Genomic DNA, 25,628 nt, shown 5'->3' with positions numbered 1-25,628 from the left:
TGAGTGGCACCGACGGCAGCCCCGACCATTGGGCGACCGCAAATGCAATCAATGTTCCGGGTTGTTTTGCATGGTTTCATTTCCCTTGCTTGCCGTTGACGCCGCGCACGCGATTTGTTGTATAATTAAACAAGCAGATTGATGCGGTTGACCTGTATACGCGAAAAAACCGAGCCACGGAGCGGCCCCGTTCGCACCCATCAAAATCCCTCTCGATTTGGACCGATTGAATGACAGTCGCGAAATCACAGTATAAAGCGCCACGACGAGCAGCAACATTGGTAATGGCCGTGATCGGTGCAAGCTTATTCCTGCTCTTCCTTTCTCGGGACCTTCCCGGCGGGTTGAGTGACGAGTGGGCGAAGCAGAACTTCGGGCTGGTGATACGCTACGTGATTGCGATGACGTTGGGTGGGGCGTTCATGGGGTTTCTGCTTTCTCCGATGTTTGGTCGTTCAGGCGTTGGGGGATGGGTGACAGCATTGGTTGGCGGACTTTTGTCAACATTGATTGCAGGCGCATTCGGCAGCTTTCTTGGATTATTGCCCGACCTGCTTGCCGATGGCTGGCAGGCAAGTGATTTCGTTTCAATATTATTTGGGTTTGCGGTTTTGCCACTTGCTGCGGCCGAAAATTTCAGTTCGTCTTTGATTTGGCTGGTAATGGTGATTGCGGCACATGTTCTTTCCCTCTTCGAGCGCAGAAAGAACACGGTGGACCGTTGATGCTTGTTGGCCTTAAAAGCTCAACACTAAAGCGTTTCGGGATTAGCCTGAGGTATGCTCGGCAGCCTTGAAGTGACCCGCTCCGGGGTTTCCGGAGGCTCCAAATCAAGGAAAGATCGCAGCCAAAAAAAAACAACAGAGCGAACCGCTATTCACCAGAGACACGTACACGGGTCGTGCGGATAGTGCTCGACGATCACGTCAGCTACGAAAGCGAGGCAGCGGCGATCTGGACGAATTCTGTTTTTGTCCCGCCCCAAGTGCTCGCCTACAGGCGTCTGATGGTTCGGAATGTGGAGTATTCGATTTGGCCCTGAATTCAGATTGTGCAGGCGGTACCGAATCCTTTTGACCTCGCAGATCATGTCGACCTACATCCGTCGCGAATATGATGTGTCCCAATTCCAGGGCTGCGAAAGGGTCGCATTATCAAACCTTGGGATCAAACATCTGGGTCAAAACGAAAAAAGAGGCACCTCCATAATGTGGGGTGCCTCTGAAGTTCGGTCGTATTGACCGCGACTATAGTCCATCCCGATGGCGGAATTGTCCATCCATAATCGTTGCTTGAACCTTGGTCGTCAGCAGCTCTTCGGGATTATCCAATTCCAGAATGTTTCGGTCCAGAATCACGATATCGGCCAATTTCCCCACCTCTAGGGAGCCCAGTTTGTCTTCCATTCTCAATTGCCAAGCTGGATTGATTGTTACGGCCTCAATCGCCTGCATCAGGTCCAGCGGGGCAGCTCCATTTGGGAACTTCTTAGAGTTCGCGGGGTCCAGGGGGTTCTTGAACGTAACCGCAGTATAGATCTGATAGAGCATACTGTTGGTCGACATCGGCGCGGATGGGTAATCTCCTGCAAGGCTGACGCTGACCCCGGCATCGGCCAGTGGCCTGTATTGAGAAACACGCTCGTTCGTGCGCGTGTCACCCAACATGCTGAGAAAGTCCTGATCCTGCCCAGCCCAATCTACCGAAAAAATCGGGGTGATGTTTACCGGAATGCTGTTGTCGATCATGCGTTGCTGGTCATCAGGATGAACGATCTGATAGTGATGCAGCGCATTGCGCTCGTCCGCGTTGCCGGAGTCGCGCGACGCAAGGATCGCGTCAATCATCCCACGCACAGTGCCCGACCCTTCAACATGGGCAAAAACATCTAGACCTTGGTCGTTTGCGGCCTTGACGACCTCTTTCATCTGATCCGGTTTCACCGCCGAGATGCCTATATTGTCTGTTCCCTCGAACGGCTCCAGCATCAGAACCGCGCCGGCACTCCATGTCCCTTCGGGGTGTAACTTGATGCCATGTACGCGAAACAAGTCACCGTTGTACTTGTCGGCCATTGCACGTGCCCGCGCCGCAAATTCAACCGGATCGGCTGTCGCGTCCTTGTAGGCCGGTTGAACAAACGTTCGCACTGGCAAATCACCGTCGGCGAGCGCTTTTTCAAGCACCTTCATGGAAATCTCCAAATCATCGAACATGCCAGGTGCGTTTGTGAAATTCGGAGTGACAACACCAGGAATCAGTGCTGTTGTTGTGCCGCCTGCGACCACTTGTGGCTGAAGTTTTTCGCGGCTTTCCTCGATCATTCGCTCGGGATCCCAAGCGACCTTCGTATAGACAGGAAACCACGATCCTTCCTTGCCGACGCCCAATGGGTTTCCGTCGTCATCCCTGATCCAGTAAGTAACCCCCGGCACCGGGTCCGGCGTATCTTTGGTGATGTTTCCGGCTTCGAGCGCCTTGGTGTTCAGCCACGCGTCGTGAATGGTGAAGTCGATGATAATCGCGATCTTGTCGGGGATGATTTCATCCAACTCAGCGGCAGTCGGCGCCCCCCCCATAAGGGTTGCATTGTATCCTTGGCCGACAACGATCGGCAGATCCGGGTTTTCCGCCACGTAGTCCCGCAGCATCTGCAGTGTTTCTTCTTTGTCTTTTGCCGCATTCAGATCGACGCCTAGTGTCGACCACGCGGAGCCAAGAACATGGTCGTGGGCGCTGACATAGCCGGGGAGCACCATCTTGCCGGTCAGATCAAGGACTTCGGTGTTCTCGCCAGTCAAGCTTTCCACGCCATTCACGTCGCCAACATACACGATCTGATTGCCTCGTACGGCAACGGCTTGCGCCTCGGGATTTTCATTGTCCATTGTCAGGACGAAAGCATTTTTCAAAACCAGGTCTGCGGCATCCTGAGCATGAGCAAGGCTGGCACATAACGCCAGTACACTGGCAGAAATAAACTTCATCTGTTGTCTCCCCTGTTAGTCGTTCCATCATATATGAATAATATCAATTTGCCATCGATAATGCGGAACTGCGCCACCCTTACTGAACTGGTCCACCGTTATGTTTAGGAGGCTCTGCTGCGAAGTTTCCGGGCGGCCCTCTCGACCATGTTCTTCGACGCTGCTACCATCGGCCTGTATGAACCCGATACAAGTTGGTGCTAGGGAGTGTGAAAGCATTGACCGAAATTCAACCAGATGAGGAAGCGGTCACTGCACAACTCAATCGCATTCTTTCCTCTTCGGATTTCACCGCCGGGCCACGGGTTCAAAGGTTCCTGACCCACCTTGTGAAGGAAGAACTCGCCGGACGTGGAGATCTCCTTAAGGGCACTGCACTGGCAATGGATGTTTTCGGTCGCGACGCCAGTTTCGACCCTAACAGCGATCCCGTCGTCCGGCTCGAAGCGATCAAGTTGCGAAAGGCACTCGAACACTATTACCTGACCTCGGGCGCCGGAGACCAGTTGGTGGTATCGGTGCCAAAGGGGCACTATCGACCTTGCTTCGATATGCGACCTCCAGTTCGGGCCAAGGTAATAAGGACCCCGCAGACGGAGTTGCCCAAGCTGGCTATCCTGGGTTTTACCGGAGAAGATGGAGAAAAGGCGCGATTGTACCGAGACGGACTTCCCGAGGAGATCGCACTTGAGCTGGCGCGCTTTGGCCATCTACGCGTGATTTCCGGTTGGCATGAGAGCGTGATCGCATCTGACAACAACAATTCGGCCCTTGCAGGAGGGGTCGACTACATATTGCGTGGCAACGTTCGCGAGGCCGGTGGGAACCTTCGCATTTTAGTCCAGTTGAGCCGGCTTCCTGATGAGACCTTGATCTGGTCAGACCGGTTTCGGATCGAGTCCAACTATGCCGATGTATTCGGACTTCAGGAGGACATCGCGTGCCAATGTGCGAGACGGTTGGCTGATGCCTACGGTATCGTCGCCGAAGATCTGAACGCGCAATATACCGGCCGCAGTGCTACGGATGCAGGCGTCTATGAAGCGCTTCTAGCGTTTCATGCACACGTAGGTACATCACGACTTGATAGCCTGAAGGAGTTTCAGGAGCTCGCAGAAGGCGCCCTCCGGCACAACCCATCGAGCGGTCTCGCCCATGCTTTGGTTGCGATAGCATTGATCGAAGCAGCGACACTCGGCGCAACCCCGATCGAAGATGTGATCGAGCCGGGAAGAATCCACGCTGAGAAGGCCATCGCTCTGGCTCCCAATTGCCAGGAGGCGCTTTTTGCCTCAGCAGCCTTTACCCAAGCACAGGGGGACACTGCACGGTACCGAAATCTAATCTCGCGTGCCGTCGATGCTAACCCAAACGCGACGCTGATGATGGCATTGGTCGGTGGCTGGCTCGCCAAGTCGGGTGACATCGAAGACGGCCTTGCGCTTGTGCGAGAAGCGCGCGAACGCAACCCGTTGCTGCCAATCTGGGTGTCCATATCGCTCGCGATGGAACCATTGATCGCGGGAGATTATTGCTCAGCCTCCGACCTTGTCCGTGACATCGACGCGCGCGATGCGATCTACGACTGGTTACTGATCGCGGTCACGCATGCGCTGGCCGGGGAATTCGAAAGTGCCCGCGCCGCGATCGCGACATTCACAGAACGCGGCGTCGATCCCACAGACTATGCAGCGAAAATTATGATGGACGATCGGCTACGTGCGCGAATTGACGAGGGACTGAAGAGGCTTGAGGCGAGCCGATTCGTCGAGGTGCGAGGCGAGTAGATAGGTTTCATTGCAAAGTTTTAGGTCGGTCAAATAGATTTGCGATCGCTATGGGTTCAGATTGCCAACTCGTCGGATTGACGAAACGGGCAGAGTCAAGGGGATCTGTTGCTAAGTTTTGACTGCTGACGCTCATAAGTGTTTCGAGTGAATGGATATCAAAATATTGAAGTCGAAAGTCTGTTTATGATCTCCTTCCAAGGCGCACAGTATCCGAAAGATGTGATCCTCTTCGCAGTGTTCTTGAGTTACCCCCTAAATTTACCCGGTAGTCGATGACGGCAGACAGTTTTCTGAACCGAGTAAAACTGGGCAATGGATCGGAATTACAGAGATGGGCTCGGGCTCTCGAAACCCCTACCAGTCACAAAAAGGCGTTGTCGCTCTTGCCAGAAGACTTGCGATCCTGATGCTCGGCATCTGGACACACGAAAAAAACTTTTAAAATGAAGGAGGCACAATCAGAGTAACGGGGATTAAGGCCATCAATAAAATGCTCAAAGACTTTGTCTGCACGATCCCGATTGAGATGGTGAGGCGGAAATACTTGAACAATATCGTGGAACAGGAACATCGTTTCATCAAGAGACGCACGCGGCCAATGCTGGGGTTCAAGGCCTTCGCTTCAGCGGCGGCAACGCTCGACGGAATTGAAGTGTCGTACATGATCCGCAAGGGCCAACTCAAGCCTTGACTCTGTCCATTTCAGCAGTTCGCTGAGCTCGCCGTCTGACTCACAGGCGATTGCTGATACAACTCAACGGGCTCACATCTTTGCAACAAATCCCCTACAAGTGGTCTGTGCGAAAAGGTTTCGACCACGTCAGAAGCGCACTAAAAAGGCGCGACGGAGACCAACACGCACTTCGAACTGATCGGCGGACCCATTACGAACGATGGGTGAGCCGGCAGCCGCGTCTTGAAACCTTTCGTATTTGGCACCAACTTCCAGCCACCAAGTATCGGCGAACCTGTGGGTGACGACGAGTTCCAACCCTGCACTGACCAACCCTCCAGCTGGGTCGTAGGCGGGGTATTGACTGCGTATGGCTTCGTCCGGCGTAATTCCGAAATAAGTCTGATTATATTTGTCTGTACCAAACAGCAGTCGCGGCCCGAAGCGCACTGTCATGCGATTCATCGGGCGCGCTATGTAATTGGCTTCGATTGCGGCGACGAAACTGTCGTGCCCGCCCAGCCCATACCGAAGATCTGCAAAAACTTCGGCGTTTCGCGAAACATATCCGACCCCTGCGCCGATTTCGATGGATAGACCGACATCTTCCAGGCCAGTCAGCTCTGGGTAGTCGGAAGAGTCCCGTGGCGGAACATATCGCGCTGATAGCCTGGGAATGAACCCGGGAGGAAATACCAATGGATCTTCCGTCAGGACCGGATCGCCATACCGAAGAAACTGAGAAAACAGAAACGGAACTTCGACACTTCCCATTGGATAAAGCTGCTGACTATTCGCTCCGAAATACTCCGGAACAACCTGTGCGCCCAGAACACCTGTGACGATCATCGACGTCTGTCGCCCGCCATCCTCCACTGTGACGCGTTCGCCGGGACCTATCACGGTAACTTCTGCGAATGACTGAATGGGAGTAGATATCAGAGCTACTGCCAGTACTAGACCAACACCTGCTCTGATCGGCGACCGTTTTGTGTCAGCAACTGGAAAAAAACGATTTGCAGCTTCGACTAGAATACATAGTACTTTCAATTCTGGATTAACCGAGCGCGAACGATAGGGAATGTTTGGCTGTGAAGGGTCTGCAGGTATTGTCCGATTCATGCACGCGCCTCCGTTTTGTTGCCCCAATTGGGCCCACTGTCCGAGTAAGAAGCCCTGGACGTTATTCTTTGCCTCAAACGAATTCTAATGGAACAATATAAGAGGTACTTCGGATGAAGGCCTTTCAAAGCAACGTCGTACGAGACCAACCGAGCGCCCAAAGTCTATCAGACCATGTTGGTTTGACAAGACCGGCGATCGTGTTCGCCGGATCGGCGTAGGGCTTGTACGAACATACCTTTAACAGGCGGTTACGCACTGAAGAGGTGCGACAGCCCACACTGGCTGCGAAAACCGTCCTGAACGTTGCCGGTCTGTGACTGGTGTCAGTGCAATGGCTAGCGCTGCTGTGGGGTTTGTCGCTCTTCCGGCGGCGCTCTGTCTTGATATGATTAGTGTCGCGCTGTATCGCGCCATCTGGGCCGCTTTTCTGATCGCGGGAAACTATTTCTGCAACTGGTTCGGCCACGAAGGAAGCCAGAACACACATTTTCAGATGCTGAACTGGGGTATAGCCAATTCAGTTGGTCTGATCCGTCAGGCGATCTACTTTGCCTGACGTAAATCAAGTTGTACTACTCCACGCTGTTTCTTTGGGCAAAGTGAGAGCCATCAGGCAACCGATCCGCATACGGAACCAACTTGCTCAAACGCGGCGGCGTCTTGAACCTCGGTTCTACAGCACCTTCGCGCAGATACTTTCTGACGGTGTTGCGAGACAGCCCCGTGCGCCGTTAATTATCGCGGATTGGCATTTTGTCACGCAATGCCCAGCGTCGTATGACACTCAAAAAATTCCATGCCGATCACTTCAAGTCTCCCCAAACAAAATCCTCGGAGCAATGTGTTCACAAGGGTCAATTCTCAGTGAAAGTTATCAGGCCTACCGGGTCACTTTTCAGTGGAAATCAACAATCATGTGAGGCCGGAGAAATGAGTGCTGGCTAAATGATCTCAGGCGCAAAGAAAACTCTTTATGAAGGGACCTGTCCACAAATGGCGATGCAATGGGGATAAACCACTGACCTGTTGACGGATTCTTCTAATATTCACCACAAGTGTTGGCGAAACATCAACGGAAGGATATTGGAAGAGCAGATTGATGTCACATCAGGACTGCAAAATATGACGACGCTGAATTCAGATAGCAGAAAACGGCTGGAAAGACGCTCTCTCAGCGTGGCCATGTGGGGAAACCTTTTCATGGCCGCCGCGGGGGTGCTGGCTGGTATGTTGTCGAATTCAAACGCGATCATGATGGACGGACTGTTCTCCCTGGTCGGGTTCGGCTCGGCGCTGCTTGGGCGTCGAATCAGTCGTCGCATCGATGCGGGTCCGGACAAGGTACGCCCTTTCGGCTACGCCGCTGACGAGGCTATTTTTGCGACATTTCGCTCACTGTCTCTTCTCGGCTTGGTCTTGTTCGCAATAACGAATGCGATCAAGAATATCTACAACTACCTCAACGGCATAATGCCTGAGCCGTTGAACTTTGCGCCGATGATCATCTACTTCGCCGGGATTGGCCTCACATGCACCTTAATGTGGGGCTTCCATCATTTCACCTGGCGCCGAATGGGAAAGAACAGCTCGATCCTGCGGCTCGAGTCCAAGGCTGCGATGTTCGACGGGCTGATCACGGCGGCGGCAGGTGTAGGGCTGGGTGCCGTCTACTTGTTCCGCGACGGTCCGCTGGCACCAGTTGCGCCGGTGGGCGACTCGGTAATCGTCCTAGTACTGTGCTTGTTGGCGGTCGGAACCTACGTCACAGATTTTCGCAGAGGATTGGGTGAATTGGCGGGCGTCAGCGCAAGCCCCGGAGACGTCGCTGCAGCCCGACGGGCTCTGCGTGCTGCTATTGTTCAGGATGGAGGATCACTACAGGATCTGTCCGTCACCAAACTTGGGCGAACATTCCTGATTACAGTCTATTACAATCCCGGCCGACCGATTTCTGCGTCTGTTATCGACGACCTGAACCTGCGCATGATCCGTGATACGCGCGAAGCACTGTCCGGCGCAGATGTGCTGCTCGTGATCACGGAACACTCAAGGCGCTGGCCGGATTCACTGAACCCTCTCTAACTAGGGTCAGGATGCATTGATTTTCGCTTCGTTGCTTGATTCACGGCTCGAAAACGGAGCGATGATATGAGCGACCTTTATTGGCTGACAGACGAGCAGATGGCCAAGCTTTCCCCTTTCTTCCCGAAGTCGAACGGCAGGCCACGGGTCGATGATAGAAGGGTGCTGAGTGGGATTATCTTCATCAATCGAAATGGGTTGCGTTGGCGAGATGCCCCCAGGGAATACGGACCTCACAAAGCGCTCTACAGCCGGTCGAAGCATTGGAGCTAGAAAGGCATCTTCGCACGAATGTTGGCTGGTCTGGCCGCCGAGCACGGTGAAAAGAAGACGGTCATGATCGACGCCACATATCTAAAAGCCCATCGCACGGCGTCCAGCTTGGGCGCCAAAAAGGGGGGCGTGGCCGCCTGATTCACTGCCCGGCAGGCGCATCCGAAGGATGCTGCCGAGAGGGGCCGAACCAAGGGCGGCATGAATACCAAGTTGCATGCTATCTGTGATAGCCAAGGTCGCCCGCTCAACCTGTTCGTTACCACAGGGCAGGTCAGCGACTACATCGGTGCTCGGGCTCTGCTCAGCAGCATACCAAATGCGGACTGGCTGCTCGGTGATCGTGGCTATGACGCCGACTGGTTCCGAGACGCCTTGAAAGACAAAGGGATACGCGCCTGCATCCCTGGTCGAAAGCAGCGCAAGGCGCCGGTCAAATACGACAAGCGCAGATACAAGCGGCGAAACCGCATCGAGATCATGTTTGGCAGGCTCAAGGATTGGAGGCGCGTGGCAACACGCTATGATCGTTGTCCCAAGGTCTTCCTATCCGCCATCGCGCTCGCGGCTCTAGTCATCTACTGGTTATGAATCCTGACCCTAGCCCTGTCGCCTGTCTGCAAGGTGCTCGATCGAAAGAGTCCCGATTTGCGCGAAGGTGCCAAATGACCTGAAGCATTGGATAACGGGTCGCCGCGCGGGGTTGGGCGCTCAGTCATCTGTTCCCGTTTCGGAAGCGTGGATTTGATAAGTAGGCGCTTTTTTGGGCAGGCTCTGAACAGAAGGTTCGGTGGGAAGAGTGGAGCGGAGTGCCCGCGATAGATCGATTTGCGCCGGGCGAACCGCCAAGGTGTGCAAGGTCAGGTCACACGTGCGCGTTGATCCTCGATCCCCATTGAGATCAGCGAAGGTTCTTCGCGTTGGCTGGTCTGAAAGCTTGCTTTGTCCTGCATCTTGTCCCAATTGCTCAGGATCAAACATTGCGCGACGGCTCCGCCCAGTGTGGTTCCCGGTCCGGTGACGATGAACATGTCGGGTGCGAACTCTTTCGCGGCCTGTGATACGGCCTTTGTGAAATCATAGGTTTCGGTCACCTGATGACCCAAGGTGTAGTCCCAAAGCGCGTCCAGATCACAGGCTCCGGGCCACCAGATCTGACCACGGCCATCTATCATGGGCAAATTGGGTTGCCGGAACAGATCTGCGGCAAGGCGGGCGCGACCGGCTTCGGCAACTGGGCGTTGCAGATGTGAATGAAACCCTGCGTGATTGGCCAGCCGCATCGGAAATCGTTCCTGCACCACAGGCACCTTGTTTTCAAAGGCGGACAACCCAGCTTCATCCCCGGCCACAACCAGCATCCCGCCCAGATCAATTGACAGCGTGAGGGTCGCGCCGGTGCCGTCGATCTCAGCGACCAAAGCCAGCAGTTCGGCCTTGCGTGCCGGGTTCGGCTGCCAGTCGGCATCCATGAAAGGATAGATCAACTGGCCGCCAATCAGGCTCTGCTGCATGAGTGTTCCCATGGTGTTGACCACCTCGAACCCTGCCTCGGCAGTCAAGGCGCCCCCGCAGGCCAGGGCTGAATACCAGCCCATCGAGTTTCCGGTCACAGCCACCACGTCGATCTTCTCCGGATCGATGGCACGAAAATCGCCCAGCGTGGCGGCATAGATCAAGGCCGAGGCATTGTCTCCGCGCGTGTGCTTTGCCACGGAGTACCGTGTTGCGCCGTCCAGTTCGCTTAGGGTTTCCTGACCCTGTGCGCGCCGCATGCCATCGAAATGTGCCAGCAGGGCCTTGTCGGTAAAATGCCGACCCAGAACACCCAATTCGGGTTTGTTATAGGTTCCGCGCCCCGGACAGATGACAACAGCGGTTTGTTTCGCAGACCTCATTTGCCCGTCTCCATAAGGGATCTTGCTGCGGCCTCGATGCTGTCTTTCGATGGCATGGTCGCGGCATAGGCCGGGCCGGTGGCGATAAAGCTGTCTTCGGCGGTAATACGAGCCATCGGCACATCAGTGGTTTCGTGGAAATGGGCCATCAGGGCTTCGGCCACGCCGCCGTGATGCCGGGTTTCATCGACGATCAATATCCGCTTGGCGCCGCTTACGGCCCGGGTCAGCGCGTCTTTGGGAAGCGGCGACAACCAGCGCATGTCAATTATCCGGGTTTTTGTCCCGTCGGCCTCCAGCGATTTGCGCGCCTGATGGCTGAGGTAGACGCCATTGCCAAAGGTAACGATGGCCAGATCGTCGCCATCTCCATCCACGCCGACCTCGCCGAAACCGATCCTTTCGGATGGGTCGGGGTAAGTGTGCATCCAGCCTGCGTCCCCGGCTTCGTGCAGGTCCCGCATCGGGTAGAGCGCGATGGGTTCCAGAAACACGACCAACCGCTGTTCTTCCCGGGCCAGCCGCACGCATTCACGCAGCATTCGTGCAGCGTCGGCGCCGTTCGATGGGCAGGCCAGGATCAGCCCCGGAATATCGCGCAAAACCGCGACCGAGTTGTCATTGTGGAAATGCCCGCCAAAGCCCTTTTGATACCCCAGCCCGGCGATGCGAACGACCATCGGGTTGGTGTACTGACCGTTCGAGAAGAAGGGCAGGGTGGCCGCTTCACCGCGCAACTGGTCTTCGGCGTTGTGAAGATAGGCCAGGAACTGGATTTCCGGCATGGGCGTAAACCCGTTTTGGGCCATCCCGATGGCGAGGCCCAGAATCGACTGTTCGTCTAGCAGCGTGTCGATCATCCGGTCGGGTCCGAAACGGGCCTGAAGCTTTTGCGTCACGCCATAGACACCGCCTTTGCGCCCGACATCTTCGCCCATCATCACGATCTCGCCGTGTACAAGCATCAGGTCGCTCAGGGCCCAGTTGATCAGGCGCGACATGATCTGGGGTTCAGCATGTGCTTTGAGGTCGCCGCCGAATACTTCAGCCCGATGTTCAGCTGACGGGCCATTGGTCGGGGCACAGGGGCGTGCGGGCGGGATCAGGCTGGCCATCACGTCACCTGCGGTTTTCAGGCGAGGGCGGGTGATCGCCTTGTCGGCGACGCGCGCTACGCGGTCGCAGGTGTCGGTGTATACCTTCAACGCGTCATCCGGTTGCATCGAACCGGATTGTTCAAGCAGACGGACGGAGTGCAGCAGGGGGTCGTTCGACTCTTCAGCTTCGACCTCGGATTTCGGCAAATACGTGGTGGGCATATCTGCTCCGGCGTGGCCATACAGGCGCACCGTGCGGATGTGCAGAAATGCGGGTTTCTTACGGCTGCGGACATAGGCGGCGGCTTCTTGTGCTATACGGTAGGTTTCGAAAATATCGAGCCCGTCGCACGAGAAATACTTCAGTCCCGGTCGATGAGAGAATGTCGCGGCGATCCAGCCTTGTGGTGTCTTGGTCGAAATTCCGATCCCGTTGTCCTCGCAGCAAAACAGCAGCGGCAGGGGAACCGACTGGTAAGACGTCCACTGTGCAGTGTTGAATGCGCCTTGCGCGGTGGAATGGTTGGCCGAGGCATCACCAAAGGAACAATAGACGATGGCGTCGTCCGCCATTTCTGCATGTTCTGGTTTGTGACGGCGGGCTGCCCCGATTGCATAAGCCGCGCCGACTGCTTTGGGCAGGTGGCTGGCAATGGTCGAGGTCTGCGGCGGGATGCAAAGCGCTTTTGACCCCAACACCTTGTGCCGCCCACCGCTGATCGGATCATCAGAGGATGAAGCGAAGGACAACAGAATATCCCATGTCGGGCTCTGCCCCGGCACCTGATCGGACCGGGCGATCTGAAACGCGGCGTCGCGGTAGTGCAGAAAAGCGGGGTCTGTCGGGCGCAGGGCTGCCGCCACGGCGGCCATCCCTTCGTGACCAGAGGAGCCAATGGTATAAAACCCCTGACCGGCTTTCTGCATTGCCCGGCTTTGGCGGTCCAAAGCGCGGCTGAGACATTGCGCGCGATATAGCCCGACCGCTTCAGACGCTGTCAGTGGGCCAGACGGCGTCGCGCCATCGGGAAAATCCCGTGCCGCAACCCGGCCCAGGAAGTTGTCATGCACAATGGTTGCGCGATCCATCTTTGTCGTCCTCAGGCGAAGGCTTGCAGGCCCGTTTGCGCGCGACCCAGGATCAGGGCGTGAACATCATGAGTGCCTTCATATGTGTTCACGGTTTCAAGATTCACCATGTGGCGGATCACGTGGAAATCCTGGCTGATGCCATTGCCACCGTGCATGTCACGTGCGTGGCGTGCGACCTCAAGTGCCTTGCCGCAATTGTTGCGCTTGATCAGACTGATCATTTCTGGCGCTGCGCGGGCTTCGTCCATCAGGCGACCCACGCGCAGAGCGGCCTGAAGGCCCAAGGCGATTTCCGTCTGCATGTTCGCAAGCTTCAGCTGGAACAGCTGCGTTTGCGCCAAAGGGCGACCGAATTGTTTTCGGTCCAGACCATATTGCCGTGCGGCGTGCCAGCAGGCCTCAGCTGCGCCCATAGATCCCCAGGCGATACCGTATCGTGCACGGTTTAGGCAGCCAAACGGCCCTTTCAGACCTTCGACACCCGGCAACAGAGCATCTTCCCCGACCTCGACATTGTTCATCACGATCTCACCTGTGATCGAGGCACGCAGCGACAGTTTGCCTTCGATCTTCGGGGCTGAAAGACCGGGTGTGCCTTTTTCAAGTACGAAACCCTTGATCTTGCCGTCATGCGCGTCTGATTTGGCCCAGACGACAAACACGTCAGCAATGGGCGCGTTCGAGATCCACATCTTTGACCCGTTGAGGACATAGCCTCCATCAGTCTTTTTCGCGACGGTTTTCATGCCGCCGGGGTCCGAGCCCGCATCGGGCTCGGTCAGGCCAAAGCAGCCAATAGACTCCCCGCTGGCCAGTTTCGGAAGGTATTTCCGGCGCTGTTCATCCGTTCCGTAGGCATAGATCGGATACATGACGAGGCTGGACTGTACCGACATCATCGAGCGGTAACCGCTGTCGACCCGTTCCACTTCGCGTGCGACCAGACCGTAAGTGACATAGCTGGCACCGATGCCGCCGAATTCTTCGGGGATAGTCGTGCCCAGAAGGCCCATTTGACCCATCTCGCGAAAGATTTCGGGGTCTGTTTCTTCATTGGCGAAAGCCTGGGTTACACGGGGCAGCAGTTTGTCCTGCGCGTAGGCGTTGGCCGCATCGCGCACCATGCGTTCATCCTCGGCCAACTGGTCTTCCAGCAGAAAAGGGTCATCCCAAGTGAAAGGGCCAAGCTGGGGGCGGGATTGTGGTTTCATGAGAGTTTCCTTTCTACAGCGGCTTTGAGACGTGCAAGCCCCGCTGCAATTGTATCTTGGGCATAAGCAAAGCTCAGGCGAAAATGTCCGGGCAACCCGAATGCGCGACCGGGAACCAGAGCGACACCAGCATCTTCCAACAACCAGGTGCAGAAGTCAGCGTCATTTTTGAAAGGCCCACCCTGATCCTCAAGCAGTCCGGCGCAGGAAGGGAAGGCGTAAAACGCCCCGTCGGGTGCCGCGCAGCGCAAACCCGGAACCGCGTTCAACCCTGCAACCACCAGATCACGGCGTTCGGCAAATACGGCGCGGCGTTCTTCCAACAGGCCCGCGCTGCCGGTCAGCGCCGCAAGCGAGGCCCATTGTGCAATCGAACAGGCACCCGAGGTAACCTGCCCCTGAACGGCCACCATCGCCTTGATCAGCTCGACCGGCCCGATCCCCCAGCCTATGCGCCATCCGGTCATGGACCATGCTTTGGCGACACCGTCGACGATCAACAGACGGTCGGCAAGGTCAGGGGCCGCCTCGGCCACTGATACAAACGGAGTAAAGCTGAGATGGCGATAAATCTCGTCCGCAAGAACCCAAACCTGTGGATGCCGGGACAGAACAGATGCGAGGGCGGCAATTTCATCCTGCGTATAGATTGCCCCCGACGGGTTCGACGGCGTGTTGAGCATCAGCCAGCGTGTGCGCGGTGTGATTGCGGCCTCTAACTGTTCCGGCAGAAGCTTGAATCCCTGATCCATCTGGCAAGGCAGAATGACGGGCGTTCCACCCGCCATCCGCACTATGTCAGAATAGCTGGTCCAGTAGGGCGCGGGCATGATGACCTCGTCGCCGGGGTTCAGGCTGGCCAGCATGGCATTGGCAATCACCTGTTTGGCACCGGTCGACACAATGACCTGAGCAACTTCGGCTTTGGCCTGCCGGGCAACTTCAGTGCGCAAATCGGGCACCCCGGCCGTCGGCGGGTACTTCGTCTTGCCGTCCAGCGCTGCCGCGTGGGCTGCTTCGACCACATGGGGCGGGGTGGGCAGGTCAGGCTCACCGGTCGACAATGCCAGAACATCGCGCCCTTCCGAACGCAAGCGTGCGGCGGCCTCGGAAATCTGCACGATTTCGGACAATTCGATACCGTTTAGTCGGTTTGCGCGATGGAACACTGTTAATCTTCCTCTGGAGATGACTGAGGTTCTATCTGCAAAGTAACTTGATAAAAATACGCTGTTTTGTATCGTTTCAGTGACTAAAACTCATGAGTGATATGCCCAGAATCAATTCCCTGCCGTCTTTTGCCCTCATGCGCAGTTTCGAGGCTGCTGCACGCCACGAAAGCTATACCATGGCGGCAGAAGAGCTTGGTGTGACGCAGGGCGCGGTTAGCCGTCAGGTTCGTGAACTTGAGGTTGCGCTGGGGGTGACGCTGTTTCGCCGGGTCGGACGTGCGGTTCGCTTGTCGAAAGCGGGTCGCGCTTTGTTTGAAGAACTTGCAGGCGACCTTGAGCGGCTGAACGGTACGATCAATCGTGCGATCGCGGCCGGTGACGGTGCGTCGTTGCTGACCTTGGCGGTCCTGCCCACCTTTGCGACACGGTGGCTGGTGCCCAGACTGCCGGATTTCAAGCACCTGCATCCGGGGATCGAACTGGATCTGCATTCCTACACGACGCCGTTCAGCCTGGAAGAGCGGCGCATGGACCTTGCCATTCACTTTGGGCACGAAGACTGGCCCGGTGCGCGGCTACGCAAGCTGTTCCCGGAAAAACTTGTTGTAGCGGCTGCGCCTGTGTTGTTGGGCGACCAACGGACTTTCGAGGAACAGCATGTGTTCGATCTGCCGCTGTTGCATCTGACCTCGCGGCCCGGGCTGTGGTCCGAATATCATGCCAGCCATAGACTTGAGGCCAGAACGGTTTTTCCAGGAATGCGCTTTGATCAGTTCTCGATGCTGATCGAAGGCGCAGTTGCCGGGCTTGGGGCTGCGATTTTGCCGTCCTATCTGATCGAGGCCGAGTTGGCGTCGGGCGCGCTGGTCCAGACCGGGCAACTGGCGAATACCTCGGGCAGCGCATATTTCATTGCCACACCAACCGGGCAGAGGAACGAAGCCGTACAAGCATTTGCGGACTGGATCATCCGGCAAACGAAAAGGCATCAGTAAGGGTGCAGCCGCGAAAGAAAGGTTACAGTACCCGGATACCTGGCATGGTCTGGATGACTGCCAGATCCTGCTCGTAAAGCTCTGTAAATGCGTCAACGATGTCGGCGTTCCAGCCGGGCAGATCAAGTTCCTCTTCGACCTCATCGGGCCGGGCGTGGTCTTCCAATATCCGCGCAAGGTCTTCGCGTTGAGTATCTTTGTCGAGGCCGTCGCTGCCCCGCACGATGTCCAGAACATGCCGTTGACCGGTTTCAGTCAGAAGCGACGACAGCAACGCATACTCATCCACCAGAGGAGCGTCACCGGGCAGGCCCGCCATTGCGCGCATGATATCCCCCAGAATCAGTGGCAAGTGTTCATTCTTCCACAAAGTGAGCTGCACCTGAGGCGCAAGATCGCGCAGATCTTCGATCATGCTCAACCAGCTTAGGCAGCTCAGATCGGTGCTGGTCAGAATCTCCTGCCGGTGATCTTCATGGATCGACATCAGGACCTTGGGTATGAAAATCCCAGGGTTCACCAGACCGACGAATAATTCAACTTGAGCATCCTCCAGCAAGGTCTGGGCATAGGCTGTCCGCTGCCCGGCAAAAGGGTAAATCTGTCCATGTTGCAGGGCAGAACGTGTTGGGCCAAAGAACTTGTCGTTCGAGAGGATGACACGATCAACATTTGGATCATCTGGAAGAAGGGCGTGCAGCCCGTCCTGCGTTTCTGAATCAGTCAAATCCTGAGCAAGAGCATCAGACAGAACCTTGACAAACTGACGCCCGCCGCGTGGCCCCAAGATCGCAGCACGGCAATCCACCAAGGCCTGCTTGATTGCCGAAAGCGAGGACAGCACTTGCCCTTCATCGGCAAAGGCGGCCCCGGCATGGATTACTACCTGCATCTTTAGTCCTTTTACCCTCAGGGGCTGTGTCCATCCCATTCTATGTCTTTGCGTCGCATGAAAATCTGCAACGAAACAACCCCGCGGTTTCTGCACTTTCTCAGGAAAACGGGCAATCCCCAAGTTCGAGTCAAAAATGAGGGTTGCAGTCCTCTGTCGGACGAAGTAATCGACTGCCAGTGCCCCTATAGCTCAGCTGGTAGAGCAACTGATTTGTAATCAGTAGGTCCGCGGTTCGAGTCCGTGTGGGGGCACCATTACAATATCAATGACTTACACTGATGTTGGACCACTTATCCTTTGTCGCTTTTTCGCGCTAGGGGACAAATGGGGGACAAAGTGCATGAATTTCTGAATTTGGCGCGGGAGCCGACTCGAGTGCTGAGAACTGCCGCCCTGCGCCCTTTTCTTCGTTATTGAGCGGCTGGCGATACGCGCAGCACGGTGTCGAATTGAAACCGGACGCAAAGTCGGGTTCTGGGGTGTCAAAAAAGATACCTTTTCCAAACTTTTCATCGCTATGCAAAAGTTAACACATTGTTAACGGAGAATGTTTGTGAAGCACCTTATTTTACTCAGCCTTTCTGCTCTTGTCCTATCATCCGCAGTTGCATTTGCTCAGAATCAACCCGAAAAGCCTAACAAACTGCCAATACCCACAGCGCCCTTTTGGAACCTAATGAGCAGCAAGCAAGACGCAAAGGTGTACAACGCCGCGTGTTGCAAGGTGTGCCGAAAGGGCAAGGCTTGTGGGAATAGCTGCATCAATCGGAACTATACGTGCCACAAAGGGGTTGGTTGCGCATGTAATGGTTAACGGCATTCTACAAAGGTCGTGAAGCTGGCAGCTAACTCGGCAACTTCCTCAGGTTCTAATTTAATGTCTTCCAAACTGAGAATCGGATTAATGGCATTCTGAGCTAAGAACAGTTTTGCAATCTCTCCTCGTACGGCAAAGTTTACGTTCTGTGGCGTATCTCCGAGGGCGTTAGTAACTACCCGCTCGTTCAGTTTTGCGACAACCACGCCGACCACCTCGCCATCGGATGCAAGCAAAGGACCACCTGAGTTTCCGCTTTGAATGGGGCTAGTAATCTGCATGGTGCTCAAGTCGCCTCCTAGGCCCCTCAAAGAAGAAACGGACCCGCGAGTAACGTTAAGTCCACCTAGGAGACCAGCATACGGGTAACCAACTGCGGTGACGTCCGAATTCAATTTCGCAGGGCTGGCCGAAAAAACGGCGACTCCCCTGTCTATCGGTGCATCGTATTTTAGTAGCGCTAGGTCGTACTCTTCTGATGAAGAAACCACTGTCGCAGGTCGGTCATCAACTAACACTTGCGCGCAACCGTCTACGACATGCTGGTTAGTAAGAACATGCCCATCCCGTGAGACAATAAAACCGCTTCCCGCACTCCCTTGAATACCGGGGCTGGATGCCTCTGGATCTTCACCAGTTGGTTCATCCGCCTCTTCGAGTGCAGCGACCACTTGCTGGATGACCCTATCAAGTTTGCCGTTGTTCGAAATATCTAGCGGATTGGCCCGGCCTTTTGAAATGCTAGAGGCCACAGCGCCCAGAACGTGACGATCCTGTTCGTTCGCAGACAGCATCACAGTTGACCAGCCCCCATTCACAAAATCCGACCTGGTGTAGAGGGTGGAGCCATCTCTTTTTGTTACTGAAGAGACGGCGAGGTTGCTTTTCCTAACTGTGTAGGGATCACTTACCAACTGATGAGATTGGACCGTAAAGTCATGAAGCCTCTGGGCGGTTTCGACTGAGTGAATACCAACGGAAATGGAGAAACTGCTGTTGGCGTGACGGTAATTCAAGAAGTAGTCGGAATCAGCTTCGCGACGAATAGTGTCTTCAGGCCATAGGAAAGATAACCCCAAGCCCTCAAAGTACTGGATCTCCCAACCGTCTTGGGAGATGCGCTCGAATAAGGTCCATGCCAGAAACGCCATGTGCCAGTCTTCGGGAGCCGTCTCGAACACTTCGCGAGAATAGTCGTCCAACGCTCGATTGCTGATCCTGCCCCATGCCCCATCTAACAGGCCATGATAATGACCCTCAAACGCAAGTGCAGTCTGCAGAAACCGTTTGTCTTCGTAGCTGAGGTTGGACGCGTCAAAACCTTGTAGCAACGCCTCAAAGTCTTGCGAACGTGCCATTGAAGGTAAAATCACACCAGCAAGAGCAACAATTGCAACCAGATTTCGCAAAACTCTCATTACACAACTCAACAGTCTGCACGTTTTTTGTGGCAATAGTTTACATGCAGAAAAGGGTATTTCTAGGACGGCAACGATTGAATTCTGTATTGCATGAAGAATCAAGCATTGTTGGAGCCTTGCGCAACCACCAAAGGCGGCTCCTTCGGAAACGACCTTATATCGAACCACTTGAACCAGGTCCCGTCTGCGTTGCGCTTGTCCCCCATGCGCAGGTTCGTTCCTGTCGTCCTGTGCCGGATCAGCGCCGCCCTGAACGCCCGCAGGTCGAGCAACCACCAACTTTCAATTCCCTGTCCGTCAGGTCCGGCGTGACCGTAGAACATCCAGTCGCCGTGGCCGTTTACAATCTTGGACAACTCAGTTTCAGCACCAGTGGGTAACTTGGCGCGAATGGTGAACTGATGTGGGTATCTGGCCGCATAGGGGTGAAGAGTTTGTGCGGATTGCCTATATCGTCGGAATGAAACGCTTACTTTTGCTTTTGATCCTTCTTGCGCCATCTGCTAATGCCGCCAGCCTGCATGTGCGTGACGCTGACACGATTGTTGTCGATGGAACGCCGGTTCGACTGAATGGCGTCGATGCCCCCGAACTCGGGACAAGGTCAGGTCAGGACGCAAAGCGCTGGATGGTGAACTATCTGCGCGGCAAGACCATTTCGTGCGATTTGAACGGTGAACGTACGCACGACCGCTGGGTTGGGGTGTGCTATGCCGACGGCCAGGACATAGGGGCCGCTGTTATCGCCGCTGGGCACGCGTTGGACTGCCGTAGGTACTCAGGTGGCCGATACCGGCACTTGGAGACGGCAGCGGCTAAGTCACGGCTTAGACGGGCGGGTTATTGCAGGTGAAATCTATGAGGCAATATCTGCTCTGCGGACAAAGCGTTCGTTCGCACTTGGCGGTGACCTTCGCATAGCAGAGATCTATGAGGGGCATAGCCGCTTGCTCGACTACACGTGCTATCGGGATGTTGCCGCGGGACCGGGCGCTTGCCCGGATCTCGGAAACGTGTAGTGAATAGCTACTTCCGAGCGACGAGGATCACCGCACCGTCTTTACCCGCCTCTTCGGCATGTTCGATATTCTCATCCAGAATACAGGTCTCACCCACAAGATAACGCTGCGCGCCATCTGCCGTATTGAGGATGAATTCACCTTCCAGAACATAGACGAAAGACACTTGATCATGTACATGTGGCGCGCTGCGCGAAAGTGGCTCGAAGCGCACATGTTTTGGTGCGCCATAGCCCTCATTCCTGCAGGTCTGTTCAAATGCTTCGGTTGTCATGGGGTTTGACCTCAATTGCAGCGGACATGTTCTGGCCTAAGAGGATTAGTCGAACATGTCCGGCTGGTCGACCACCAACTGGTTCCAGATCGTTTGGAAGTGCAGCCAGCCGATATACTCGCTGCCCACATGCTCGCGGCTGTAGCGCGCGGCCTTCTCGGACACCCGGATCGGTTCGACGCAGCTTGCGGCAATGGCGAGTTGCTGCTGGCAGCAGCGCTCGAGCGCGATGAACCAGAAGGCCGCGCTCTCGATCGAATGGCGCGACGCGGTAAGCAACCCGTGATTCTGGTGTAGCGCCGCCTTCACTCCCTTAAACGCCTTCGCCACGTCCGAGCCCGCATGGTTCTCGACCGCCACGGCCCCGGCGGAATCGCCGATCACCACGTGGTCCTCGTAGAAAGCACAGGCATCCTGCGTGATCGGATCGATTGGGCGGCCGGTGGCGCACCAGGCGGTGCCATAGGTGGTGTGCGCATGGCACATTGCAATAATGTCGGGATGTTCTTCATGGACGTTGGCGTGCAGAACGAAGCCTGCGCGGTTTACCGCGTAATCCCCTTCGATCACCGTTCCCGCATGGTCCACGAGGATCAGGTTCGACATCTTCACCTTTTCGAAATGCACGCACATCGGGTTGGTCCAGTAGAGCTCCGGACGCTCGGGATCGCGCACTGTCAGATGGCCCGCGAACCCATAATCGAACCCTTGCTGCGCGAAGGCGCGACAGGCTGCGACGAGACGTTCCTTGCGATGCCGGCGCTCGTCCTTGACATCGTCGAATTTGGGTAATTCGGGGAAGATCAACCCGTCCTGTTCGGGCTGGTAAATCGAGATGCGGTTGCCAAGGTCGAGCATGACAATGTGACTTTCCGTTGGGATGTTGGGTAAAGATGCACAGCGCCCCGATCCGGGGCGCTGTGCCTTCGCTCAGATATTTTGCGCGCTCATCTCGCGGGCAATGTGATCCGCTTGCCTGATCGCCAGCGCCACGATCGTCAGTGTCGGGTTCTCCGCCGCGCCGGTCGTGAACTGCGAGCCGTCCGAGACGAACAGGTTCGAGATGTCATGGGTCTGACCCCATTTGTTGACGACGCCGTCTCGGGCCTTTTCCGACATCCGATTTGTGCCGAGGTTGTGGGTCGACGGATAGGGCGGTGTCGGGAAGGTCCGTGTCGCTCCAACCGCTTCGTAGATCGCCTGACCTTGCTTATAGGCATGGTTGCGCATGGCAATGTCGTTCGGGTGATCATCGAAATGCACGTTGGCGACCGGCAGGGCCCATTGGTCCTTGACGTCATGATTGAGCGTGACGCGGTTGGTTTCCTGCGGCATGTCCTCACCCACGATCCACATCCCGGCCATGTTCTCGTAATGGTCGAGCGCGGAGGTGAATTCGCGGCCCCAAGCACCCGGATCGAGGAAGGCAGCCATGAACGGCAGACCGAGGCTGAGCGTTTCGAGCTCGTAGCCGCCCACGAAGCCACGGGACGGATCGTGCCGCGCCTCATCCTGAATGATGCCGGCCATCGTAGTGCCACGCCACATCTTCACAGGCTTGTCGAATACGCCATAGACGGAACCGGTCATGTGACGCATGTAGTTGCGCCCGACCTGACCCGAGCTATTGGCAAGCCCGTCCGGAAACATCGACGAAGCCGAGTTGAGCAGCAGGCGCGGGCTTTCAAAGGAGTTGCCCGCCAAGCAGACGATACGGGCCTTCTGCATCTGCAGGTTGCCGTCCTTGTCGAAGTACTCGACACCCGTCACCTTGCCCGCTTCATTGTGCAAGATGCGCGCGACGTGTGCCCGCTCGCGCACTTCGAGGTTGCCCGTGGCCTCCCCGTCCGGGATGTCGGTATAGGCTGCGGACCACTTGGCGCCCCACTTGCAGCCCTGGAAGCAGAAGCCGGTCTGCTGGCAGGGCGTGCGCTCACCGTCGTCGCGGGTCTGGATAGCCATGCGGCCGGTGTGCACCTCGGTGTAGCCGAGGGCCTTGGCGCCCTTCTCGAAGACGAGGAAGTTGTTGCTGCCCGGCAGGCCCGGACGGTTGCCAGTGCGCGTCACGCCGAGCTTTTCCTCGGCCTTCTCATACCAGGCCGCCATCTCGTCGGCGTCGATCGGCCAGTCGAGCAGGTTCGCGCCCTGCACCGGACCGTAGGTCGTCGCCGCCTTCCATTCGTGCGGCTGGAAGCGCAAGCTGGCCCCGGCCCAGTGGGTCGTGGTGCCGCCGACCGCCTTCACGATCCATGCGGGCAGGCCGGAGAAGTCCTTGGCCACGCGCCAGTCGCCGGAGGTCGTGCGGGGATCGAGCCAGGCCAGTTGCCCGAAGCTTTCCCATTCGTCGTTGATGTAGTCTTCCGGCAGGTAGCGCCCGCCCGCTTCGAGGGCGACAACGCTCACGCCCTTCTGCGCCAGTTCGTTGGCCAGGACCCCGCCGCCGGCGCCGGTCCCGATGATGACGACCACATTGTCGTCGTTCAGATCAAATGGTGCAGCCATATGTCTGTCCTCCCCTATGGCTCAAAGCCAGTTGATGTCGTTGAAACCGCGATCGATGTAGCCGCCATACTCGAAGGACGAGCCCTCGTAGCCAAAGATCGGCCAGACCGCTTTCTGGTTATAAAGGCCGGTTACCAGCCCGCCGCGCACCTGTTGAAAGAACGCGCTGTCCTCCATGCCGCGCAGGATGTCGACCCGGTCTCGCTCCCAGCCGGCGTCGAGGTAGCTGGCATGGCCCTTGCCCTGAGCTGCGGTATTCAGCGCTGCCACACCGACCTCCACAGTCTCTGCGGCCTCCGGCGTGTCGTAGCCCTTGACGGCGAGGACGTAATACTCGTCCGCGACCTGATCGTGCGGATAGATATCCCGGGCCATCTGCACAAGCGTTGCCATCGTTTCAGGCTTCAGGGCCGTGGTTTGCATCGCCCATGCGCCGTTCGGGGCGGCCAGAAAGCCGGTGCCGACCACGAAGGATGCGCCAGCAGCGGTCGCCCGCGACAAGAGCTGGCGCCGTGTAAGCCCCTTGGGGCTGACAGTAACAGACATCTTTGTTCCTCCCTTTGATGTCACTTGAACCGACCACCGCGCTGAAGCACCTCGATCTGGTACCCGTCAGGATCGGCCACGAAAAAGAACCGCGCGACGGTCTCGCCGGCGGGTGCGAAGTCTACGAGTTTGCGAGGGGCCAGACCTTCGGCTTCGAAGCGGGCGTGTTCGGCATCCACGTCGTCGACCGATACCGCAAGATGGCCATAGCCATTGCCCAGATCGTAGGGCTCGGTCTGATCCTTGTTCACGGTCAGCTCTAGTTCGAATTCGGTTTCAGGGTTACTGAGATAGATCAGCGTGAAGGTCGGAAAATCGAGCCTGTCAGCGACTTTCAAGCCAAAGGCCGTGTCGTAGAATTGAACGGAGCGATCCTCATCGAGGACGCGGATCATTGAGTGTATCTGCTTGGCCAAGGTGCCCTCCTGCAATCTTTAGTGTCGAGTTGCAGGATACCGGAGGGGCCGGTTGGGCCGGGTAGTATGTGATTACTACCCGCAAGGTTTTTTTGGTTGCAGGATGTGTCTTATTCGGCTGCTATTGCGGTGGCCCGCTCTGAACGGGAGATTTCCATGAATTTCAGGCAGGCGCAGCGCAACAGCGATGTGAAATTCGAAGGCTCTCCCCGGCGCTCCAAGACCTCGGAGTGCAGTGTGGAGATGAAAACCGGGGTTGTCACACCGTCGCGCGCAGCGATGTCGTCCAAGGTTGCCCAGAATGCGTTCTCCAGCCGAATCGAGGTGCTTTGCCCGTTCAGGCGCAGACGGCGCGTGGTGCTGCCATATCTTTCCGGGTCTTGTCCTGCGAAGACTTCACACATGGGTTACCTCCCTCCAAAGCCAGAAGCATTTCGTATTTCGTATACGAAACTCAAAAATATGTCTAGAACCGTACGGTGGCTTGTGATTTACGTGCCGTATTTGGAGTATGCTCATGGATAAGATCAAGCCGCCGAAAAACCTGACAGAGCAGACACATGACATTTTGCTCAACGCTATTTGTTCCGGTGAAATCGAGCCTGGGCAAAGGCTGAATCAAGACGAGATCGCCGCGCGCCTCGAGGTTTCGCGACAACCCGTTAACAGCGCAATTTCAGTTTTGAAGGCAAACGGATTCGTCGAGGATACAGGGCGCCGCGGCGTCGTTGTCTCGCAGATTAGCGTCGACCAATTCCTGTCCATCTTTGAGCTCCGAACTGCCCTCGAACCTTTTGCCATCCGCCTTGCCCATCAACGCAAGCCGGCCGATGCAGCAAAGCAAGCGCAGGATATGCTCAAGCGTGGCTGGGCCGCCGTCGCATCGAACGATGTCAGTTTGCAGATCAACTTGGACTACGAGTTCCATGAGATGATTTATGGCTGGGCCGGCAACCCAGCCATCCGGGAGACCATGAGAACAAACTGGAATCACATCCGCCGGTCGATGGGTGTTGTGCTCCGCCGAGGTGTCGCGTCGAAAACCTCTTGGGAGGAACATGACAGGATCATTGCCGCGTTGATGCACGGCGATGTGGAAGGTGCCGAGCACGAAATGAGACAGCACATAGAACGCGCTCAGGAAAAAACGGCGGCTCTGCTTTCAGAGTGTTAGTCGTTCGCGCATGGTCTACTGGATTGGAAAAAAATCATACTGTATGACCGGCCGCTCTGGGCTCGGTGCAGACGTTCGCCCGAATATCGCGAGCGACCGCAATGCCGACTAAGCGGTCATAGGCAAATAGTGCATGGAGCGAGAAAGCAATTGACCAGCATGCAGCCCG

The 25,628-nt window shown here is 56.3% G+C and carries 22 protein-coding genes, 1 tRNA gene and 2 pseudogenes; 10 read left to right on the top strand and 15 right to left on the bottom strand.

The genetic code is table 11. The annotated features are described in order from the left end of the window. Window positions 1-230: 230 nt before the first annotated feature. Window positions 231-725, top strand: a complete 495-nt coding sequence (locus AC2FNC_RS13515) for a hypothetical protein (RefSeq protein ID WP_496715594.1) — start codon at window positions 231-233, stop codon at window positions 723-725. Window positions 726-1,247: 522 nt separating this feature from the next. Here the strand turns inward: AC2FNC_RS13515 and AC2FNC_RS13510 are convergent. Continuing rightward, the gene (locus AC2FNC_RS13510; RefSeq protein WP_496715592.1) at window positions 1,248-2,987 is read right to left on the bottom strand and encodes an amidohydrolase; all 1,740 of its coding nucleotides are present in this window, start codon (window positions 2,985-2,987) and stop codon (window positions 1,248-1,250) included. A 218-nt stretch (window positions 2,988-3,205) separates the two neighbouring features. Between AC2FNC_RS13510 and AC2FNC_RS13505 the strand changes: the two genes are divergently transcribed. Together AC2FNC_RS13505 and AC2FNC_RS13500 are read left to right on the top strand one after the other, a co-directional pair. Next, a complete protein-coding gene (locus AC2FNC_RS13505) occupies window positions 3,206-4,774 on the top strand; it encodes a hypothetical protein (protein ID WP_480607157.1) in 1,569 nt (522 codons plus the stop codon). Between the two features lie 472 nt (window positions 4,775-5,246). Further along, window positions 5,247-5,468 (top strand): annotated as a pseudogene (locus AC2FNC_RS13500) (DDE-type integrase/transposase/recombinase); the annotation flags it as partial. Between the two features lie 129 nt (window positions 5,469-5,597). On the opposite strand, the gene AC2FNC_RS13495 reads toward AC2FNC_RS13500, so the two are convergent. Further along, on the bottom strand, window positions 5,598-6,353 hold the full coding sequence (locus tag AC2FNC_RS13495) for a MipA/OmpV family protein (RefSeq protein ID WP_496715591.1): 756 nt from the start codon (window positions 6,351-6,353) through the stop codon (window positions 5,598-5,600). 553 nt (window positions 6,354-6,906) lie between these two features. Here AC2FNC_RS13495 and AC2FNC_RS13490 point away from each other — a divergent pair. From AC2FNC_RS13490 to AC2FNC_RS13480, 3 genes and pseudogenes are all read left to right on the top strand, one after another. Then, window positions 6,907-7,131: a hypothetical protein gene (locus tag AC2FNC_RS13490; RefSeq protein ID WP_480521019.1), complete on the top strand. Its 225-nt coding sequence runs from the start codon at window positions 6,907-6,909 to the stop codon at window positions 7,129-7,131. 527 nt (window positions 7,132-7,658) lie between these two features. Further along, window positions 7,659-8,657, top strand: coding sequence for a cation efflux transmembrane domain-containing protein (locus tag AC2FNC_RS13485; protein ID WP_496715589.1), 999 nt, complete (start codon window positions 7,659-7,661; stop codon window positions 8,655-8,657). A 66-nt stretch (window positions 8,658-8,723) separates the two neighbouring features. After that, a pseudogene (locus AC2FNC_RS13480) lies at window positions 8,724-9,521 on the top strand (IS5 family transposase). A 269-nt stretch (window positions 9,522-9,790) separates the two neighbouring features. Here AC2FNC_RS13480 and AC2FNC_RS13475 read toward each other — a convergent pair. The 4 genes from AC2FNC_RS13475 to AC2FNC_RS13460 are packed head-to-tail and all read right to left on the bottom strand — an operon-like array spanning window position 9,791 to window position 15,397. Continuing rightward, window positions 9,791-10,828: an ACP S-malonyltransferase gene (locus AC2FNC_RS13475; RefSeq protein ID WP_480625546.1), complete on the bottom strand. Its 1,038-nt coding sequence runs from the start codon at window positions 10,826-10,828 to the stop codon at window positions 9,791-9,793. Next, a complete protein-coding gene (locus AC2FNC_RS13470; RefSeq protein ID WP_496715588.1) occupies window positions 10,825-13,014 on the bottom strand; it encodes a dehydrogenase E1 component subunit alpha/beta in 2,190 nt (729 codons plus the stop codon). Before AC2FNC_RS13470 ends, AC2FNC_RS13475 begins: the two co-directional genes overlap by 4 nt. Window positions 13,015-13,025: 11 nt before the next feature. Beyond that, complete coding sequence (locus AC2FNC_RS13465; RefSeq protein WP_209508024.1) at window positions 13,026-14,228, bottom strand: acyl-CoA dehydrogenase; 1,203 nt, start codon at window positions 14,226-14,228, stop codon at window positions 13,026-13,028. Continuing rightward, a complete protein-coding gene (locus tag AC2FNC_RS13460; RefSeq protein WP_496715587.1) occupies window positions 14,225-15,397 on the bottom strand; it encodes a pyridoxal phosphate-dependent aminotransferase in 1,173 nt (390 codons plus the stop codon). The genes AC2FNC_RS13465 and AC2FNC_RS13460 overlap by 4 nt, the downstream gene beginning before the upstream one ends. A gap of 101 nt (window positions 15,398-15,498) precedes the next feature. Here AC2FNC_RS13460 and AC2FNC_RS13455 point away from each other — a divergent pair, with 101 nt between their 5' ends. Beyond that, window positions 15,499-16,395 carry a LysR family transcriptional regulator gene (locus tag AC2FNC_RS13455; RefSeq protein WP_480496309.1) on the top strand — a complete coding sequence of 299 codons (897 nt, stop codon included), beginning with the start codon at window positions 15,499-15,501 and terminating at the stop codon, window positions 16,393-16,395. 22 nt (window positions 16,396-16,417) lie between these two features. Here AC2FNC_RS13455 and AC2FNC_RS13450 read toward each other — a convergent pair whose 3' ends face one another. Beyond that, entirely contained in the window at window positions 16,418-17,287 is an 870-nt protein-coding gene (locus AC2FNC_RS13450) for a hypothetical protein (RefSeq protein WP_480521031.1), read from the bottom strand. 181 nt (window positions 17,288-17,468) lie between these two features. Here AC2FNC_RS13450 and AC2FNC_RS13445 point away from each other — a divergent pair. Beyond that, window positions 17,469-17,544 (top strand) — tRNA-Thr (locus AC2FNC_RS13445). A 556-nt stretch (window positions 17,545-18,100) separates the two neighbouring features. On the opposite strand, the gene AC2FNC_RS13440 is transcribed toward AC2FNC_RS13445, so the two are convergent. Beyond that, window positions 18,101-19,525 carry a S1C family serine protease gene (locus AC2FNC_RS13440; protein ID WP_496715586.1) on the bottom strand — a complete coding sequence of 475 codons (1,425 nt, stop codon included), beginning with the start codon at window positions 19,523-19,525 and terminating at the stop codon, window positions 18,101-18,103. A gap of 101 nt (window positions 19,526-19,626) precedes the next feature. Continuing rightward, window positions 19,627-19,884, bottom strand: a complete 258-nt coding sequence (locus tag AC2FNC_RS13435; protein WP_496715584.1) for a hypothetical protein — start codon at window positions 19,882-19,884, stop codon at window positions 19,627-19,629. A 47-nt stretch (window positions 19,885-19,931) separates the two neighbouring features. Here AC2FNC_RS13435 and AC2FNC_RS13430 point away from each other — a divergent pair, with 47 nt between their 5' ends. After that, a complete protein-coding gene (locus AC2FNC_RS13430) occupies window positions 19,932-20,381 on the top strand; it encodes a thermonuclease family protein (RefSeq protein ID WP_496715583.1) in 450 nt (149 codons plus the stop codon). 173 nt (window positions 20,382-20,554) lie between these two features. On the opposite strand, the gene AC2FNC_RS13425 is transcribed toward AC2FNC_RS13430, so the two are convergent. The 6 genes from AC2FNC_RS13425 to AC2FNC_RS13400 form a co-directional block, all read right to left on the bottom strand. Beyond that, complete coding sequence (locus tag AC2FNC_RS13425) at window positions 20,555-20,821, bottom strand: cupin domain-containing protein (RefSeq protein WP_496715582.1); 267 nt, start codon at window positions 20,819-20,821, stop codon at window positions 20,555-20,557. Window positions 20,822-20,866: 45 nt separating this feature from the next. Continuing rightward, window positions 20,867-21,679, bottom strand: coding sequence for a class II aldolase/adducin family protein (locus AC2FNC_RS13420; RefSeq protein ID WP_496715581.1), 813 nt, complete (start codon window positions 21,677-21,679; stop codon window positions 20,867-20,869). Between the two features lie 72 nt (window positions 21,680-21,751). Beyond that, window positions 21,752-23,323, bottom strand: a complete 1,572-nt coding sequence (locus AC2FNC_RS13415; protein WP_496715580.1) for a GMC family oxidoreductase — start codon at window positions 23,321-23,323, stop codon at window positions 21,752-21,754. Window positions 23,324-23,344: 21 nt separating this feature from the next. After that, complete coding sequence (locus tag AC2FNC_RS13410; RefSeq protein WP_496715578.1) at window positions 23,345-23,869, bottom strand: twin-arginine translocation signal domain-containing protein; 525 nt, start codon at window positions 23,867-23,869, stop codon at window positions 23,345-23,347. A gap of 20 nt (window positions 23,870-23,889) precedes the next feature. Continuing rightward, window positions 23,890-24,285, bottom strand: coding sequence for a VOC family protein (locus tag AC2FNC_RS13405; protein WP_496715577.1), 396 nt, complete (start codon window positions 24,283-24,285; stop codon window positions 23,890-23,892). A gap of 110 nt (window positions 24,286-24,395) precedes the next feature. Further along, window positions 24,396-24,689, bottom strand: coding sequence for a ribbon-helix-helix domain-containing protein (locus AC2FNC_RS13400; RefSeq protein WP_496715576.1), 294 nt, complete (start codon window positions 24,687-24,689; stop codon window positions 24,396-24,398). Between the two features lie 113 nt (window positions 24,690-24,802). Between AC2FNC_RS13400 and AC2FNC_RS13395 the strand changes: the two genes are divergently transcribed. Continuing rightward, entirely contained in the window at window positions 24,803-25,459 is a 657-nt protein-coding gene (locus AC2FNC_RS13395; RefSeq protein ID WP_496715574.1) for a GntR family transcriptional regulator, read from the top strand. Window positions 25,460-25,628 lie beyond the last annotated feature (169 nt).

It is taken from the genome of Ruegeria sp. BHSA123 (genome assembly GCF_059613425.1).
This window is presented reverse-complemented; position numbering and strand designations above follow the sequence as displayed.

What these genes read in the sequence shown, in the direction of transcription:
- AC2FNC_RS13515 (WP_496715594.1), top strand. Translation starts at nt 231, where the DNA reads ATGACAGTCGCGAAATCACAGTATAAAGCGCCACGACGAGCAGCAACA.
- AC2FNC_RS13510 (WP_496715592.1), bottom strand. Translation starts at nt 2,987, where the DNA reads ATGAAGTTTATTTCTGCCAGTGTACTGGCGTTATGTGCCAGCCTTGCT.
- AC2FNC_RS13490 (WP_480521019.1), top strand. Translation starts at nt 6,907, where the DNA reads ATGGCTAGCGCTGCTGTGGGGTTTGTCGCTCTTCCGGCGGCGCTCTGT.
- AC2FNC_RS13475 (WP_480625546.1), bottom strand. Translation starts at nt 10,828, where the DNA reads ATGAGGTCTGCGAAACAAACCGCTGTTGTCATCTGTCCGGGGCGCGGA.
- AC2FNC_RS13470 (WP_496715588.1), bottom strand. Translation starts at nt 13,014, where the DNA reads ATGGATCGCGCAACCATTGTGCATGACAACTTCCTGGGCCGGGTTGCG.
- AC2FNC_RS13465 (WP_209508024.1), bottom strand. Translation starts at nt 14,228, where the DNA reads ATGAAACCACAATCCCGCCCCCAGCTTGGCCCTTTCACTTGGGATGAC.
- AC2FNC_RS13455 (WP_480496309.1), top strand. Translation starts at nt 15,499, where the DNA reads ATGCCCAGAATCAATTCCCTGCCGTCTTTTGCCCTCATGCGCAGTTTC.
- AC2FNC_RS13450 (WP_480521031.1), bottom strand. Translation starts at nt 17,287, where the DNA reads ATGCAGGTAGTAATCCATGCCGGGGCCGCCTTTGCCGATGAAGGGCAA.
- AC2FNC_RS13440 (WP_496715586.1), bottom strand. Translation starts at nt 19,525, where the DNA reads ATGAGAGTTTTGCGAAATCTGGTTGCAATTGTTGCTCTTGCTGGTGTG.
- AC2FNC_RS13425 (WP_496715582.1), bottom strand. Translation starts at nt 20,821, where the DNA reads ATGACAACCGAAGCATTTGAACAGACCTGCAGGAATGAGGGCTATGGC.
- AC2FNC_RS13420 (WP_496715581.1), bottom strand. Translation starts at nt 21,679, where the DNA reads ATGCTCGACCTTGGCAACCGCATCTCGATTTACCAGCCCGAACAGGAC.
- AC2FNC_RS13415 (WP_496715580.1), bottom strand. Translation starts at nt 23,323, where the DNA reads ATGGCTGCACCATTTGATCTGAACGACGACAATGTGGTCGTCATCATC.
- AC2FNC_RS13410 (WP_496715578.1), bottom strand. Translation starts at nt 23,869, where the DNA reads ATGTCTGTTACTGTCAGCCCCAAGGGGCTTACACGGCGCCAGCTCTTG.
- AC2FNC_RS13400 (WP_496715576.1), bottom strand. Translation starts at nt 24,689, where the DNA reads ATGTGTGAAGTCTTCGCAGGACAAGACCCGGAAAGATATGGCAGCACC.
- AC2FNC_RS13395 (WP_496715574.1), top strand. Translation starts at nt 24,803, where the DNA reads ATGGATAAGATCAAGCCGCCGAAAAACCTGACAGAGCAGACACATGAC.